This window comes from Anaeromassilibacillus senegalensis (assembly GCF_001261775.1).
In the GTDB taxonomy this organism is placed as follows: Bacteria; Bacillota; Clostridia; order Oscillospirales; family Acutalibacteraceae; genus Anaeromassilibacillus; species Anaeromassilibacillus senegalensis.
This window is the reverse complement of record NZ_LN868538.1, coordinates 800,282-817,402: the sequence shown is the minus strand read 5'-3', so window position 1 is coordinate 817,402 and position 17,121 is coordinate 800,282. Positions and strand designations below refer to the sequence as shown.

Genomic DNA, 17,121 nt, shown 5'->3' with positions numbered 1-17,121 from the left:
CCGTTTCAAGACCCCGACTCGAAGCCCCTGAAACTGCCCACACTGCGGGCAGTTGTGACCGGGCTGGCGCGCTTGCGACGCCTGCCCTTTATCCTGCTTTCTCTTTCGTCCTCCGTTCCTCGCCTAAAAGGGCTTCGAATTCGCCATCAACGCCCTGGGCGGGGCAGCTCCCCTCCCTCTGCTCCAAAGCCCCACACAGCGGATCACAGTGGCCGACAGGGGCAAGGTTTGCCAGCTCGTCCGCAGCGTGTCGGCGCTGTGCAGTCAAATCAGCCCGCGCCATCTGCCGCTCGTAGAATAAATCCAGCGCTTCCTGAATGAGGCGAATGGTATAGAGCAGACTGCCGTTGCGCTTCTGGCCGGATTGGGTGCGGACGCTGGTAGGCTCGGTGGAGATTAGTGCCTTCTCCTCGAGCGCCATCACATATTTCCGCACCGTGTTCCGGCTCATGCCCACCGCCTTGCAGATGGTTTTGTAGCTGGGCCAGCACTGAAAGGTTTTCCGGTTCTCCAGATAGAGCAGATAGGAGTAGACCGAAATCTCACCTGAGTTGAGGCCAAGTACAAAAATTTCATTGGGCAGTGGGAAGTAATTTTTGATGGGATCGCGCTTTAAATACTGCCTGTGCTTCAAATGGCACCTCCCGTATTCTGCTCCACCCATGCGATAAACTTCTCCTTGGGAACGACAATGCGGCTGCCGATCCGCAGCGCCGGGAACCCTTTTTCGTGCATGAGCTCATACCCGCTGGAGGGCGACACCCCCAACGCCTTTGCCACGGTCTCTGCATTGAGAAACAGCGGCAGTTCGTCGTAGTGCTTGTACGCGGATGTTTTCATGGTTTGCTTCCTCCTTGCAATATCAAAATAAAAGCCCCCACAGAATTTGTGGGAGCAGTATTCATTTTGCAAATTTCACTCTCTGTGTTAGAATAAACCCACAGGGGGTGAGGCAATGACCAAGTACCGGATCTACGAGCTGTCCGCCCGGGCAGTGATCAGTTATGGGGCCCAGGAGGACGGCGCATACAGCTTCGTCCTGGACCGCGCCGCCACGGAGAAATGCAAACGCCCAGCGGCGCTTCATGAGCAGGACAGCAACGCGCTGTTCTTCCAGATCATGTGCGTACTCCGGGGCGACCATTTCGCGGAATCGGAAGTCGAGCGCCTCATCCCCGACCTTGCCGACCAGATCTTTTACATGAACTTCTCCGGCATCTTCGACCGCAGCGGGGCGCGCGGACGGCAGCAGCTCCGCCAGGAAAAGGCGAAGACGTTGTTTCGCCCGGAGGGGGTGTGCCTGGACTTTGGCTCCGGGCCCCGCCGATATCTGGCCTTCGAGCGCTCTGGCAGCATGAGCCGTCAGGCCAAGCTGTCCTTCCTCCGCGCGGATATTTACGACGTGGTGCGCCGCCGCATCATGATGGACATGACCATCGGCGACTGCCAGCTCAGCAAGCTCTATGCCTACAACGGCCTCATGCTCTCCAGCGGCGTTCGGGTGGAGGGCGTGGATATCGACAGGCCCCACCGGGTCATCGTCATCGACAACCCGGAGCATATCCGCCGTCAGGTCCGCGTCATCACCGTGGAGGACGACGGTGCCACCGGCAGCACCCGAAAATACCGCCGGGTGGAAAAGCGGACGGACATCCCCGTCACCTGCTTTGACGGCGAGGGCCTGATCTCCAAGGAGTACGCCAAGGTGGTGGACCGGGCCTTTTGCGGCGCAGCTGTCCACACCTCGTTTCAAATTCGGCTGCCCTACGTCAAGGGGATGCTGCACCAGGTGGATTTCAAAGACTTCCTCCACTGCTGCGGCACGGAGACCGTCACGGACATCTGGGGCGAGCAACATCGGGTGGAGGACGTGGACGTCATCCTCACCAAGAGTATGTTCAAGGGCTGCGGCTGGCTGCGGGACAGCGGCATGACCTGGGCGGACTACTGGGCCGTCTTCCGACGTTACCGCCACGCCCTGTACATCACCAACGTCAGCAAGGAAAAGCCCCAGACCCACACCGACTTGAACTACCAGTTTTTGAACACCGCCTCCATCCGGGCGGACGAGTTCCGCCCCCGGGACCTGCCCGACGGCTGGACCCACAGCCCGGAGGAGGACGAGCGCTCCTGGCTCACCAAGGAGACGGAGCTGGCCTATTACAACTTCCGGGCCAACGAGACCTTTCGCCGCAGCTACTTCTTGCAGGCGCTGGAGCGGCGGAGCCTGTTCTCCCGGCGCAGGAGCCGGGACCAGCTGCTGGCCGCGCTGCTGAAAAAGAATCACCGCCTGCTGGCCGAGCCGGTCTATCGGGACGTGCTGGACGGGAAGGCCAAGCAGATTTTGAAGGACTATTCCCTGGGCCGGCTCATCGTGGCCGGGGACAACCGGTATCTCTCCGGCGACCTGCTGGACTTTATGGCCCGCCTGCTGCCGCCCACGCCGCCCCAGGACCGCAGGCAGCGGACGTTTTACCTCAGCGCCATGACCGACGATCTTCCGGAGGGCTCCTTCTATGCGCCGGGGGCGGCTTACGACCACGGGGACAGCTGTACCCTGCTGCGCAATCCCCACATCGCGCGGAATGAGGAATTGCAGCTCTCCCTCTTCGACCCCAGAGAGGAAAAGAAGCAGATGCGCCGCCACTATCTGGCCACCTGACGGACGTGGTCATGGTGGATTTCAGCGGGCTGGCGGCGGAGCGGCTGGGCGGCGCGGACTATGATGGAGACATGATTAAGACCGTGGCCGACCCGATCCTTAACGCCTGCGTCCGCAGGAACTATGACCTGTACCGCTTTGAAAAGCACAAGTCCCTCACCAATCAGGAGAACATCCCGCTGCTGATGATTCCGGCAGCGGAGCCACTGATCCGCGACGCCAACGACTGGGAGGCCCGGTTTGAGACCGTGCGCAGCACCTTCTCCTCCCGGGTGGGACAGATTTGCAACGCCGCCCTGGACCGCAGCATTGTCGCCTACAACGAAAACTCCGACGCGGAGGAGCGGCAACGCTACCAGGAAGAGACGGAGTTGCGGGCCATCCTGACGGGGCTGGAGATCGACTCCGCCAAGAGCGGTGTCCGCCCGGACCTGGACGAGTACCTGATATACCGCAAGGTGCAGCGGACGCCCTTTCTACAGTACAAGAACCTGATGGAACAGGCGGAGACCCGCCGTGCCTGGTATGAGCCCACCCACCGCCAGCGGCTCAAGGCCTTTTTCGAGAAGACGGATTGGGCGCAGGTGGCCGCCAACGTGGAGCGGCTGCCCTACCTGGCCCGCCAGTTGGAGTGGCATACCCCGGCCGCCAAAGCAAAGCCCGCCGCGGACAGCGAGCTGTTCATCTTCGCTCAGCGTCCCGATTGGAAGGAGCAGCTGGACCGGGACATCTTGGCCCGGATCGACGCCCTGCTCCGGGACTATGCCGCCTGCCTCTCCCGCATCCAGGCCTGCCGCGCGCCCATCCGCGCCAAGCGGCGGAAGAACGACATCGAGCGCATCCTCTTTTCCAGAGGGCAGGAGGATGCCTGGGACACCGACGAGCTGTACGCCCAGCTGGAGGCCCTGCCACCGGAGCGGGTGGCGGCGAGCTTGGAGGCCCTGCGTCAGGAGGGCTGGCAGTTCCTGAGTCCAGATGAGCGGGAGCGGTTCCTCCTGACCTGGCTTCCGGAGCTGGAGCCTCTCTTTGATCTGTTTTCCGACTTCCGCTGCGGCGGCTATCGCATCCTGGGCGACCTGCTCTGCGACATTCATGAGGAGAACACTGCTCAGGAGCGTAAGCAGCTGGTGCGCCCCGGCGACTCCCCGGCCTATGCCGCCATGATGGAGGACTGCCAGCGGGAGCCCCGGCGCTATTGGGAGGTGGCGGCCAGCCGGTGCCGGGCGCTGCTGGAGGAGATCGTGAAGCCGGTGAATGACGTCCGCTATGTGGAGGCGCTGGGCAGGCGCAACCTGTTATGGGAGCTGCTGCTGGACGCCCTGGAGCCCAACGTGTTGGAGGTGCCCTATGTTGAATGAGTGGCAGGAGTTTTTGGACTATACCGGCCCGGTCGCCTACCGCGCCGCCGGCAAGCAGGATGCCACCTGGCTGGGCCGCTTCACCTTTGAGGCCCTGCGGGACTTCAGCGGCCTCTCTCGCATCCTGACCATCCTGGCCCGGGGGTTCCTGTTCCACGACGGAAACGGTGCGGTGCTGCCCGGTGAACCGCGGGTGCGCATCGAGACGGCCCGCCGGGGCCTGTGCGCCTGGTGCAGCGTCCCAGGGCAGAGAAAGAAGGATTGGCAGTACCAGACGGACTTCGCCCCGCTCCATGAGGAGTTCCCGGAGCTGGTGGACGAAGCGGTATGGGGCTGGTTCTGCCGCCACTTCCACGGGGCCATGGCCTTCGCCGCAGAGCACCCCAATCTGGTGCGGAAAAGTTACGCGGATGCGGCAAAGACTCTGGACCGGAAATTTGACACCCAGTGGCGGGACAAGGTTCGCCAGTTTCAGACGCCAGCCTTTGCCCCCAGCACCGACGGGGCCTGGACCCTCCGCTTTGACGATGTGCTGGCCGATGCCCTGGAGCTGGGTCCGCTACGCCAAATGGAGGTGGAGCTTCCGGGAGAATTGACGGGGGCCTCCGCCCGGAGAAACTGCCCACTCAGGTGCTCCACACGCTGATTGCCTACTATGCGGCCAATCGCCCGGAGGACAGCGATTGGGTGGTCCTCCCCGTGACCAACTTCGATTGCTTCTTCGGCGACACCAACTTTGGCCGGAAATACCTGCATCTCCTGCCGCCCGAGATCATCCAGTGCACCAACTCCCACGGCGTCAGCCGCTACCGGGTGCAGGAGGAGTATTTGCCGTAAAGAGCGAAAAGAAGAGGACCGGCCTCGGCCGGTCCTCTTCTTTGTTTATAGCGGCGCAGGATTTGAGTGTGCTGCTTCGGCTTATTTGCGTCCTCAGCCAGCGTCCGTGTGAACTATCCGGAAAATCCGGACAGTTCACATGACCTTGCGGTCGGCCTGACAACTGCTTCAGCCTGAACGATTCAAGATTTCTAAATAGTTCAAATTTCAGTACGCCATCCGATAATCTTTTGCCTGCAAAATAATTAAGCAGACTTCAATCTTCAATAGTTGTTCCCATACCTCTGTAAATAAAATCTACCGTTTTGCAAGTAGGGCCTTAAACTTCTCTTTTTCGCTAACAGTCAAGGAATCGTACGCTGCTATCAAACCTTCAACCCTGCTGTTGTGAAGCCGTGCTTCTACAAGTCCACGAACACGGCGGACACGCTCCAGCGCAGACTTCTGAAAAAATGGCGGTATGAGTTCTGTTTTGTCAAGCCAGTTCTGGCACTCGTGAGCCGTCATTTCAGCATAGCTACGTTCTGCCTCGTCAATAAATCTTTTCAGCCAATCATCTTGCTGTTTTTTGAGTTCTGCTAAAAGCGTTTCAGCACCAAGCCTTATTGCCTTCCAACAACATCCATTTGTTTCTGCAGTGATTAAGTTCACAGACTCTGTCAACGCATCCACATCACGTGGAAGGCTTTCAATTGCAACAAGTGCATTAATAATTGTTTCCTGCATCTTCAAAATTTCATTTTGAAGGGTTTCATCAAGCTGCAGCTGAAGATAGTTCTCAAGCTTTAAGTTAAGTTGCTTCAGCGCAACAGTTGTCTCTGCATAATGTACCGCATCCATAGTCTGTGTGAAGTCTTCTAAAATTGCTTCTTTTTTTCGCTGGATATCTTTAATAGCATGTTCAGCTCGCTCAAGTAGCGGTTCGGAAATGTTCGCGGGTAGTTCATTTGTCTCTTCGAAAAAAGAAATCCATGCCCCAAGCCTTTGAATCATATCTTCGCAATCCTGATATTTGGTTGTATTCACACTTTGCGTAAGATCTTTTTCAAAATCCACAAGTGAACTCTCGTATTTCTGCTTTGCAAGCAGGTTCGTTTCTACGTCCCTAATTCTATGTTCTGTGGCTTCGGCATATGCGTCGCAACAATTAGCTCTCAAGATAGATGCAGCTTGGCCATATCGCATTTTAAATTGCGAGAGCTCTGTGATCTTACAGCTCACTTTTTCAAGTGTGGAAATATAATTACGTGACAGAATTTGCTGAACATCATTTTGCAACTGTTTAACTGCCGCCTTATACTTTTCGTTATACTGGTAATTCAACCCATTCTCTATTGTATCTGTGATTTCTGGCATCATGTCAAATACTTTTACAAAAGATAAAATGGAAAAATTCTGCAATTGGGCATCAATGTGCACTCGTACTTTAAGATACCTCTCACAAATCATTTTGGAAAGGCGAATCCCATTATCCAAATAAATATTTGCTTGCGCTATTTTATATTTGTTAGATTCAGACTCTCCCTCTTGCTCAATCAACCGCATTAGTTTTTCTTCTAACTGAAGGCACACATCAACATCTGTGTTTTTCATTATCTCTTCACAAAGTGCTGAAATGACATCTACTCCGGCATTGGCATTCTTCTTAATGGCAACCTTACGCAGCTCGGGTATTTTGAGTTTGCCCTTGTCGCTGCTCCAATGAGCTGGTAGTAACCGATCTGTTCCATAATAATAGTGATAGCGACTTTCATAAAAGGCTGTAAAATAAGAAACAAGCAAAGAAATTGAATTCTCATTCATGCCATAGGGTGGCTGAGCAAACTTATAGAACAGCTGATATACGGTATACCTTTCGCCGTCGTCCAGGGTTTGAACAACATCGTCAATTATTTCAGAAATTAGGGGATTTTCAGGTGCTACGAGTTGGCACTGACTATCAAACACCTTCCATGCATACGCAGATGCTATTGATAACACAGAATTGACGCGGTTTTTGTCTTTTGGCGAAAGCGAATTATAAACCTGTATATTCATTAAAGTGCGGTTATACAGGTAGCAGCACACAGTCGTAAGCGTTGTCTTTGCCTGAGCCTTTGACTTATTCTCAAATCCATCAAAAGCAAATGGGACCGCCTTTGTATACAGTTGCTCAAGCCTTTGGGAACAAAGTGCATTGATACGAACTGCGTAGTTAACAGGTCCATCTTCGCTAATCATAACTCGCTTAGATAGACAGTTTGTAATTTTGCGGCAAATTTTGTTGTTTTGCGATCTCTGCTGATCAGCTATGTGTTTGCCAAACTTCTCCTTATCACGTGCCGAGAACTTAAGTAGTGTTTTTTTTGACTGTTAGGGCTGTAAGGACTTCGCTTTCATGATCGTCCAGAAACAGTATAATTATAGGGTAGTTTTTAAGAGAAAGCGTTCGATATAATTGGCTAAGCCTCAAAATCTCAGTCGCAATATTTTCGGAGCAATATGCATACAACAAGACGCCCCTTGGATTTTCTCCGTCACAGTTCTCAACAGAAGATCTAATCGCCCTTGTTAAGTAACCTTCGCTGATGTCGCGACTATCTATTAAATACTTGTTAAAGGCCCATTCTGTAGAAGAAATATGGTGATCTTGAGCAAAGGATGTTTCTACTGGCGCGCCCAGCATAAGAAGTTTACCGACGGCTTCATCTATATCAGCAATAGTCGACTTTACGCCCATTCTATATCTGACAAATATCCGCTTAAATTCATTGTAGCCATTTGCCTCTGCAATAAGATCATATGTCTTAGTATGTTCATCGAAAGACACAACACCGTGCATTTCATCGAGAGACCTCAGCGCGTGTTTTATCTCATCATCTTGAAGGTTTGAGCAATGCCGGATTGCAAGGAGTGCATCGTCTTTATCATAAAACGCCATCCGCCCTATATTAATAACTAACACGGCTTTAAGGACGGTTTTCTCCAAATCCGATAATTTGTCGCCGATCTTCACAAGGATATCACGATACAACATACAATACTGGCTCGTAACAAGGCCCTTTTCTTCGGAATTTAGCATTTCAAAAAAGATACCAGAGTCTACAATCTGCCAGGGGTAAACATACGGCAAAAAGGTCCCATCAATTTCAATTTGGGATACAGTCTCAAACATCTCTTCTGCAATCCCCCAATAACTTTGCTAAAGTCAGGATCCGACTTTTTTAGAATATTGGCGAGAATGGTTTCAAAATTTGAGGACAAAAACAAATTTTCACTTGCCGTACGGTATCGTTCTAAATATCGTGTAATGTTGGATGTCTTCTCAATCCGAGCAAGATATGCCTCCAGTTCACTCTGAATGAATCCCACAAAAATGATTTTTCCGTTTGCGGATTGTGCTGCTTCAAATATTTGTTGGAGCGCAGCTTCGCCAGCAATTGTTGGGTTTGCTGCTGTATACTCGATATAGCGTCCAAACTCATCAAAAAGCAGCAGAATCTTATTAAAGGGTTTGCCCTTGCCGCAAAGCTCATCCTGAATCGCCAAGAGTACGTCACCGGCTGAAAGGCCACGATCCCATGCAATACTGTCTGCATTCACTAAGGAATAGACCTCATTGATTATATTAAGAACTTGACTGTCTGTTTCAACATGTAAAACTAAGTGGTTTTTTAGTGAGGCACCACTAAGAGATAGCCCCGTCTTGTAAGATGCCTGCTCAAATTGATTCTGATAAATTTCAAAAGTCCGATCTACAAAATACCGGGCAATATCATACGACTTGGTTAAACGCTTTAGAAACTCGTCACTTATTCCATGCTGCGCAAGGGATAGCCGTGCGCAACGAAGAACCTCAGCATCCAAATTAAAATTGTTCATACCATTCAGAACAATTACAAGGTTTTTCTTTGTATTGGTCTGGCGGATATATGTCCCAATTTCCGTATCTGCGGCTAAGATATTATCAACTACAACATCTGCGACTAACGATATGCCCGCAAACATCGCACCAAGGCTTACAGCCAAATGCGACTTACCAGTGCCATATCCAGCAATGGTCATGACAAAACTATTGCCAGGATGATCAGCGTACAACTTATCTGTTATATTTCTTGTAAAGGAGGCAGTATCCATCAGCCTGTATTCTCCTGGCTTGACGTCTTCGCTGGATACGCCGTAGTATTTAGGTCCATGAAAAACATAACTTGCTGATATGGTCTTCACCTTCTCAGCATCATAAAACCATTCAGTTTGAACTGCTCCATTAAAGAAATTCTCTTTGCTGAAGCTTACCAAATCGTTAACCTTCATACTGCCTCCATCAGCCTATAACAGGCGGCTATACAGATGCGGAATCATGTTGTCCGCATTTGTCGTTCGGATAATTGTAGCAGGGTATAACTGTTTATTGATTGTCAATAGTCCCTCATCACTCAAAGAATCGATTACATAATTACATTCATCTTCATTAAAACCAAATGTTTTTCCAAAGCCAAGTGTTTCTTTCAATTCTAAGCTGGTAATTTCTCTTTTCTCTGGAAAAAGGCGCTCCCAACTATCAAAAAGGGCATAAGCGTAAACAAATGTCAGTTCCAGCTTTTCGGGCTGCTCGTGGAACATAATGGTGTCATTCCAATCTAAGAACCCAAGCCGCTCAAAGCACCCCTCAGAATAGCTTCCTTTTACAACAGAGAAGACCTTTTTTTGCATATTTGCTGGAGTCGCATCGCACCAAGTCTTTGCCAGATCAAAAAGTCGTTCTTGGCTGAGTTCTTCCCCAAAACTAGGATGTACCTCGTGAATTAAGAATACCCACTGAGGAGCGCCAGACACTTTTCTCGTCATGCAGTAATGACATATCCACCCGGTAAGGTCTTCGTGCAGGTAAGCATCCTGCACGAAGACCTCCTTACCAAGTGAAGTTAGTTTCAGGGAGTATAAACCTTTTTCGTGGGTATAATCGATTAGCCCCATAAAGGCTGCGTATTTAATATGCGGGACGACTTTCCCACTGCTTTTGCCGGTTGGAATGCCGCTGATCTCACTGATTTCTGACTTGCTGCCCGTGAAACACTCAGACGCTAACTGCAGTAGTTTGGCAATATAAATCATTTCCGGTTTAAATGTGTCATGAAACTCTAAAACAGAAGTACTAATCATGGCTAAGTCTCTCCTGTAGGCTTGTAACTTTGACAATTCGTGGCTCATACTTAGCCCACTTACCATTTCTAATCATATTCCCGCAGGTAACACATTCCCCCTTCTTCAATGCCTTAAGCCTGGGGGCCCATTCTTTAGCCCCCTGGGTATCAATGTCGATATTCTTTGCAACAGTCATGACCCCCTCGTCCGGTGGACAGAAGTAGAGCTTTTGTCCGGCTTGCTGGAGCCGTTGAATTTCATCATCGGAAAGTTGCGACTTCATAAACTGCGTCGCATACCAAGCAGAGATGCCAAATTTTCGTCCTTCCGTGAGAAATTTTGCACTTGGCGATTCTGCAGCATGGCTCAAGTTCTGTGCTTCATCCAAAACTATTACGAAAGGATGATCTTCATTGCCGTTTTTTACACAATAGTTCCAGATATCCCACAACAAGAGTTCCGTTAGCAATAGCTGGGTAGGCCGATCAAATCCGTCAAGTTGCATGATATACACCATGCCCTCACTATCTCTGATCGAACTCCAGCTGAAGTCTTCGTCCTCTGCAAAGGGCGCAAGGTCAAGGAACGGTTGAATCTTACTTAGAACAGTTTCTGCCTGCTTTGCATTCACATCATTTAATTCATCTTCCAAACAAGAAAATGACATGGCTTCTTTATGGTGCTGCAGACCATTCCTTATTGCTTTATAGAGAGCACTCTTTTGCTGACCACCAAAACCATATACGGTAGTAAACACATTTGCCATTCTTGTTGCGACTGATGTGTCACCCTCGGGCACTTCCCGGCCACCAACCTTTATGATTTGCTTAGCAAACGGGTTGACAGGGATTTTGTCAATATAGATAACCCTCTGCTGAATTTTTTCACCAAGCTCATCCACAAAAGCAGGTTCCAGCTTGTCTGGCGTAAATCCACTTGTATAGTCGAATACAACGCCGGAAATCCCGGAATGCACCATTTCCAACAGGAGCGTCTGGATACAGTAGGTTTTTCCGCATCCAGAATTGCCGTTAATCAGCAGATGTCTATTATTGAGACTCTTATTTCCAAACTCCCAATAAAATTTTTCCTTTGTTCGCAGGTCTTCGCCAATCAAAAAGCGTGCTTCTGCCAGTGCCGGTTTCTCATCAGCAGGAAGCTGAGGCATTACAGCTATTTCACCCTTTCCTGGAATCTCATCTGCGATATTCTGTTGCTTATCTTCTACGTCACTCAGATTTTCGGGCAACAATGCGCATGAATACGCTTCTTTATGCGCATTAATAGCGGCCTCAAACGACCTGGATATAAGCAGCTTTTCTGCAACAGCAGCAAAGCTGTGTCCGAACTTCGTCAGATGGAACGATGCAAGCTCACGGTTTTCCAGCACACCATTCTTTCTGAAAAATGTAATGACTGCATCAAGGGTAGTTTCCCACTTATAATGGCCATTATCATAGGTGATGCTCTGATCTTCAGGCTTAATGGAAAAATGCGAGGCAAACCACGCAAGAGAGCTTTGGCGGGTGTGGTCTTGTCCGTCCGCCAAATAATGCAAAAACGGCAGATAAACTTCTGTAGCACGCGGAATGCTTTCTCCTGTTGGAATAGGAGCCGATGGGTCTGCTGCTTCTTCCTCATCGTCATCGACAAGATTGTCTTGGCCTTCCGAGCTCGCAATATCATTATGAATAAATGTTGCTGTACGCTCTTCCGGCGGAAGCAACATCTTCTGAATATACATCTGGCCACAGTAATGGCATATCATTTCATTGAGAGCAACGCCATGCTCGGACAATTCGTCCGGTAACGAAGAATCAATATTTTCCTCGACCGGACTATCAGCGTTAGAATCCAGCCAAAAGGCAAAGATATCTCCGGTCCACTCGACTTGATATTTTCCGCTGAGGATCCCATAAATCTTATTGCGAATTACATTATACTCCACCGAAGTGTTGTCAAGGTTTAGAGGGGAGAAAATGATTGCGCGGTAGAGTTGGTTGCGCCAGTAACGATGCATAATACTGGTGTTGCTGGGGTCCCAATTCAAGCTCATGGTACGCAACCCCTTTTCTAATTGTGCCTCTGCTTTTTCGATATGGCTTCCGTTTCTAAATCCCATTTTGCATTCGATAATCTTTATCTTGATGCTAAGATCTTCAGATGGATCTAAATTCCCTGACGTCTTTGGAATTTCAATGAGCACAAAATCAGGCCGTTTATTATCCTTACTGAGTTCATCATCATCGGCAAACCAATGCTTATGAGAGTCCAAGCTGACAAGCACCCTGACTGCATAATTATCATTAGCCTCAGTTAGTCCCAACATCTGCATAGTGAGAATGTAGGCCAGGAAGCTATGAATCTCGTAATCATAAGGGTTCAAGGCTTTCAAAATTCGGCTACCATCCATAAACTGAGACAGGTTATCAACACAATATTCTGCGGCCATCTGCAGTCGATCTTCATCCCAGTTGGTGAATTTCTCTTGGATTCGCTTTTGTAGCATTTGCTTTATATCGCCAAGAATATCTTTCCTGGCAGATACGGTCACATTTAATTCGCCATAGCTACCTTCACCAGTTGTAAAGCCAATAATCCTGCTCTTTGTAGTTTCCAGCATTTTGCGGTCAATAGCAGGATCAATACATACTACCCACTTGCAAGTATCGTGGGCAATCTCAATAATGTGATTTTGAATTTCCCTGAGTTCGAGTGTTCGGAATGTACGATATACACCTGACAGACTGTTGGGGTGAGAAACGATATAGTTTGCTTGCGTATGCTCTTTGGCGGCCAGGAATTGAAACTGAGAAATGCTTACTTTTCTCGATTTTCCATGCGTTGCGGAAATTGTGTCTGGTGTAAAAGTCATAGGGAATTTAGCGTGATCTTTGTCAATGATTTCGTCTCCGCTTCGGTCAAACCAAATATTTGCGCCTTGCAGAATATCATAATTAAAACAGAGATCGTAATATCTCAACAAGTCTTCCAGGACATCAGCATCAGATTTGTCTCTGATTGTGATGTTTCGCAAGTATGTATTTACCTTGATATTGCGCTCATCATCAAAATAGCTATCCAGCCATTTTTTAAGATAGGTTGCAGAGTTCCTCTTGTTATTAAGGCAAATAATCCTGAGGTTAATGGTTGCCAGCGTATCATTAGTTTCTAACTGCTTTGCAATGGAATGAATAGCAGCCACAATATGCTGCATATCAGTCGGTGCAATAAATGCAATATTAAGCCCGTCAACACGAGCTGGAAATGTGCGGATATAATCCATTACATTTCGCACAACAATATCGGACACCGGTGTAGTATGAAGCATTGCCGATGCGTCTTCGTCATCAGTTACTATGGCGTTACCAAAGGCTTTTCCAGAAATTAATTCATTAGATATGTCGGCGTCAAAGTACACCCCATAATACTCCCACATACTTTTACAAGTGAGATTTGTGGTCTGCCCTTTAACGATAAAATCCGCACCTTGTGTTATGGACGAAAGCTGCCCCAAACTTTCGAGCTTGCTGACGACCGTATTCTGAAGAACGTTTCCCTCCATTTTGGAGGAAGCAAGTTCTGCAAATCCATCACGGAGAAACAGCTGCTGTGCATCAATTTTCTCCAGCATAACAGGATGATATGCCGGAAACAGAACTTCACCCACATTACACGTTTCAATCACATTGACGTTGGATGCAATCATGAAACAGTTAAGGAGAAGAGCGATTTTCTCTTTTTGCACATCAGTAAACCCATTATAATTTGTTTGGATGTACTGCATCAATTCGGTGTACGTTGCTACCACTTTTCTCAGTAAATCCAGGGCAGCATAAAATCCGTGGTCTATCAGTTGAATCGAAAAATCCTTAAAGTCATTGCAAAGCTTATCAAAAACAGCAGTAACAGTATTGCCTGTAAAATACCGATAAATCTCATTGCAATGCTCTCTATATACGACCTCATCATTTACCTGGTTGAGCTGAGCATAAAACTCGTCTTCACTTTCGCAACGCAAGTAATCTTGGATATTTTTGCAGATAACCAGTGTTGGCAAAGTATAGCTGTCGCCCTTGCGAAAAAGAACATCTCCCAGATATGAAAACGCATTTAACCAAGGCGTATAAGGAGAAAACGCCCATTTAAACTCATATTTATGAGAATATATTTCATTAGATGCCGTAACGGTAAAATGGATTTTGCAAGGTTCTCCCCACTTTCCCGTGCTTTTCACCCGCTCAATCACATGTTGTTGATTTTTGAAATCGAAAGGATCCATATCCTTGTCATATGCAAATTCAACCGACTCATCTTCATACATAAGGTTGGAACTATTATAGAAGGAAAGGATACCGCCCAAAAAATTACACACGTTTCTAAATGCATCTTCTTTGTTGTCATCGATACAATCAGACAACGAAATACTGTCTACTTGAACTTTATAATGCGTAGGATAGGAGCGAAAGCCCGCATAAAACTTATCTGCGATATATAAGAATATATGTGAATATGCTTCCATTGGGGCGCCTGTTATCACAGGAGTCTTCTCTGATGGTTCTTTTGGCAATTTAGTCCCTGTGATTCGCTCTATAATTGAATAGTCGACCTGAAGTAATTTCGAGCGATTTGTATTCAAATCAATACCGCGCTTAAAATTGATAACGCATTCTTCGAAGTCGTAATAGTTCTGAAATAGGCCAGTATCGGCAGGGAATGGTGATGTGATATCCAAATCTTGCTGGTCTGCATATTTTTCAAATTGTACATGAAGCTTCTTCACCGCAGATGCAGATGGGATGTCATCTGCACGCTCAATGAATCGATACGCATTTGTAATTATTTTTGCAGCTGTCAAATTACCTTTGCTAAGGCTGCTAACTCTCGGAACATACTTTGAGTCGATAATGCTGGGTATGGACCAAGTCTCATTAAATGTTTCACAAATATGTCCTACCAAATCCTGGCAAGATGCAAAGTTCATTTCATGGAGACTATCAATAAATGCGCTTAGTCGGAATATATTTACATTAATATTTGCGAACAGTGCACGATAAAGGGTATGAATTGCTTTTTGCGCCTCGTCTTTATTATAGGAGCTCTCATTAAGAACACTTGAGAACCATTCACTATAATTTGAACTAAGTAATGAAATGATTTCCCGAGGAGAAATTACAAAAGTGGTGTCCCCTAAGCTGCCGGCATCATCGATGGCGGCATCAGTTCCCATAAGTAGGATAAGAGACGTTTGCCCTGCGGGCATATTGGGTGGTTCATTTCTCCATTTAGTAATTGCTTGCTCAAAATCAACATAGCTTAGTTTTTCATATTCGGGCGATCGCTCTTCAAAGTAGGCAGAATTAGCACCCTGATGGAGAAACTGGATAGACTGCGCCCAGTTTGGCAGAGCACGTTCTGTGAATTGACTGTATTTTTCATGAGTGAGTTTTGCAACAAAATTAGAGATTTTGGCACTGTCGCGAAGATTTTCACATACTGCTTTATAAATAACCGGATCATCAAAGTTTTCTAAGCGAACCATATTGATCTCGTTTTCTTTGACCTGTCGGAGGATCTGGGCAGTAATTACTGAGATGAGTTGTTTCATTCGTTAGAGTCCTCCTGTTCATAGGGATTTTCTACAATAGACGTTGCGTCAGACAAGTCTCTCAGAAACCCACAGTCTTTTAGTTTTTGAGCAAACGCCTGGAGATTTGATTTGAGGAAAGAAAGGTCACCGACGTTGGAAACTGATCCACGATCCATTTCTATCTGATATTGATCCGGTCCGATGACCATGCCAAAATGCTGATACAGCAAATCAACAAACTCATCAAGCGTTACCATTTGCTTTGGCGGAATAATGGACAACACCAGGAATTTGATAATATCTTCAGACAAAGAAAACCGCATTCCCTTTCCCGAATTTGGAATAATGACACCAATCATTTTGCCCAGTTTCCGAAATAGACGGTATGAATCATTTGCGGCATCCTTAATGATAGTTTGATCATCCTTCTTATCGTCAAGAAGATATCTGTATTGGGGAAGGTTTTGGTATAAATAAGTGCTGATAACTTCCTCATTGTGCCTGAAAGCAGATATGGCACGTTTTTTCGCTTCTACATTCTCATAGCCAGAACAATTAGCATCAATTACCCAGCAGTTGCTCTCCTGGTCGGTTGAAGCGGCAACATACATCATTCTCATAATTTGGAGAATAATGCCGTTCGCAAACGTCTCCATCTTCTCAAACGGATGAGATTTACTGTTCAAAAAGTTGCTCAACTCACTAAGTGTCTGCCCATTGCGTTGCGAAAAAACAGCTGGTATTGCGCCAAGTTTTTTCACTTCTGATTTAACATCTTTGCTTGCTGTATAGTATGTTTCCCAGGTGTTCTGAATGAAATTGCACAAATACGAGAACTGTGGGAAACTGGTAATCATCTCATGCAACCGAGATTCGATAAGCGACTTATACTCAGGATGCTCAGCAACTGCGTTCAGCAGATGTAGGTAATACACCTCGCCGCCGCGGCACATATATGTATATTTATGATAGTCAAACTCTTCGTCAACGGCTGTATTGTTAACGTCGAACTCCATCGTCTGCCGCTTGCTTTTAACACCCATCCCCTCAGGAAGAATGACTTCCGGGCATATGGGAAGGACATTTTGATCAAACCAAGATCGGCTCTGGTTGACCGCACTAAACCCGCATAGAAGATTTTGAATTACATAAATACTGTTTTCTTTCGTTAGGGCATTCCCGCCAACCATTTGTTTTTCGAGCGCTTTTACGCATTCACGATAGGCTACTTTATCGACTTCAGCCTTACCATCCAGCTTGCTCTTCGGGAGGAAAATAAAACGTTTTAACCCGATTCGGAGCTGTGGGGAATACTCAAATTGACCATTTGCCGCTTGTACAATCGGAAACATTTCTTCAATCACAAAACTGGTGGTTCCATTAGGACCATTCCCACTGCGCTTTTTGGCAATTGCGACTTGGAAAAACTCAATTAAGTACTCATACTTCGTCTGACTCGGTTGAATTCTATGCCCAAAAAGAATACTCTGGAGAGGATATTCTTTCTTCCTAATTGCAACATCAGGATACATTTTCATTAATTTCCCCTC

At 47.6% G+C, this 17,121-nt stretch carries 12 protein-coding genes; 4 read left to right on the top strand and 8 right to left on the bottom strand.

Annotated elements, in window-relative coordinates; genetic code table 11:
* Positions 1–88 precede the first annotated feature (88 nt).
* Positions 89–634: a helix-turn-helix domain-containing protein gene (locus tag BN2106_RS13930; RefSeq protein WP_050699165.1), complete on the bottom strand. Its 546-nt coding sequence runs from the start codon at positions 632–634 to the stop codon at positions 89–91.
* Positions 631–840: a helix-turn-helix domain-containing protein gene (locus BN2106_RS13925; protein WP_050699164.1), complete on the bottom strand. Its 210-nt coding sequence runs from the start codon at positions 838–840 to the stop codon at positions 631–633. The genes BN2106_RS13930 and BN2106_RS13925 overlap by 4 nt, the downstream gene beginning before the upstream one ends.
* A gap of 115 nt (positions 841–955) precedes the next feature.
* Here BN2106_RS13925 and BN2106_RS16845 point away from each other — a divergent pair, with 115 nt between their 5' ends.
* Genes BN2106_RS16845 through BN2106_RS13905 form a run of 4 tightly spaced genes read left to right on the top strand, consistent with a single transcriptional unit; the run spans position 956 to position 4,857 of the window.
* Positions 956–2,662: a hypothetical protein gene (locus tag BN2106_RS16845; protein WP_050699163.1), complete on the top strand. Its 1,707-nt coding sequence runs from the start codon at positions 956–958 to the stop codon at positions 2,660–2,662.
* Positions 2,663–2,673: 11 nt separating this feature from the next.
* Complete coding sequence (locus BN2106_RS16840; protein WP_050699162.1) at positions 2,674–4,020, top strand: hypothetical protein; 1,347 nt, start codon at positions 2,674–2,676, stop codon at positions 4,018–4,020.
* Entirely contained in the window at positions 4,010–4,666 is a 657-nt protein-coding gene (locus BN2106_RS13910; RefSeq protein ID WP_050699161.1) for a hypothetical protein, read from the top strand. Before BN2106_RS16840 ends, BN2106_RS13910 begins: the two co-directional genes overlap by 11 nt.
* Positions 4,651–4,857 (top strand): hypothetical protein, encoded by a 207-nt coding sequence (locus tag BN2106_RS13905; RefSeq protein ID WP_050699160.1) that lies wholly within the window; start codon positions 4,651–4,653, stop codon positions 4,855–4,857. Before BN2106_RS13910 ends, BN2106_RS13905 begins: the two co-directional genes overlap by 16 nt.
* A gap of 297 nt (positions 4,858–5,154) precedes the next feature.
* Here BN2106_RS13905 and BN2106_RS13900 read toward each other — a convergent pair whose 3' ends face one another.
* The 6 genes from BN2106_RS13900 to BN2106_RS13875 all read right to left on the bottom strand — a co-directional run bounded on the left by BN2106_RS13900 (position 5,155) and on the right by BN2106_RS13875 (position 17,109).
* Positions 5,155–7,077 carry a hypothetical protein gene (locus BN2106_RS13900; protein ID WP_050699159.1) on the bottom strand — a complete coding sequence of 641 codons (1,923 nt, stop codon included), beginning with the start codon at positions 7,075–7,077 and terminating at the stop codon, positions 5,155–5,157.
* A gap of 109 nt (positions 7,078–7,186) precedes the next feature.
* The gene (locus BN2106_RS13895; RefSeq protein WP_207641729.1) at positions 7,187–8,011 is read right to left on the bottom strand and encodes a hypothetical protein; all 825 of its coding nucleotides are present in this window, start codon (positions 8,009–8,011) and stop codon (positions 7,187–7,189) included.
* Positions 7,939–9,150, bottom strand: coding sequence for a M61 metallopeptidase family protein (locus tag BN2106_RS13890; protein ID WP_050699157.1), 1,212 nt, complete (start codon positions 9,148–9,150; stop codon positions 7,939–7,941). Before BN2106_RS13890 ends, BN2106_RS13895 begins: the two co-directional genes overlap by 73 nt.
* A 15-nt stretch (positions 9,151–9,165) precedes the next feature.
* Positions 9,166–9,999 (bottom strand): hypothetical protein, encoded by an 834-nt coding sequence (locus tag BN2106_RS13885; RefSeq protein WP_050699156.1) that lies wholly within the window; start codon positions 9,997–9,999, stop codon positions 9,166–9,168.
* Positions 9,992–15,589, bottom strand: coding sequence for an ATP-binding protein (locus BN2106_RS13880; protein ID WP_050699155.1), 5,598 nt, complete (start codon positions 15,587–15,589; stop codon positions 9,992–9,994). The genes BN2106_RS13885 and BN2106_RS13880 overlap by 8 nt, the downstream gene beginning before the upstream one ends.
* Positions 15,586–17,109 carry a methylation-associated defense system protein MAD7 family protein gene (locus BN2106_RS13875; RefSeq protein ID WP_050699154.1) on the bottom strand — a complete coding sequence of 508 codons (1,524 nt, stop codon included), beginning with the start codon at positions 17,107–17,109 and terminating at the stop codon, positions 15,586–15,588. Before BN2106_RS13875 ends, BN2106_RS13880 begins: the two co-directional genes overlap by 4 nt.
* Between the last annotated feature and the right edge of the window lie 12 nt (positions 17,110–17,121).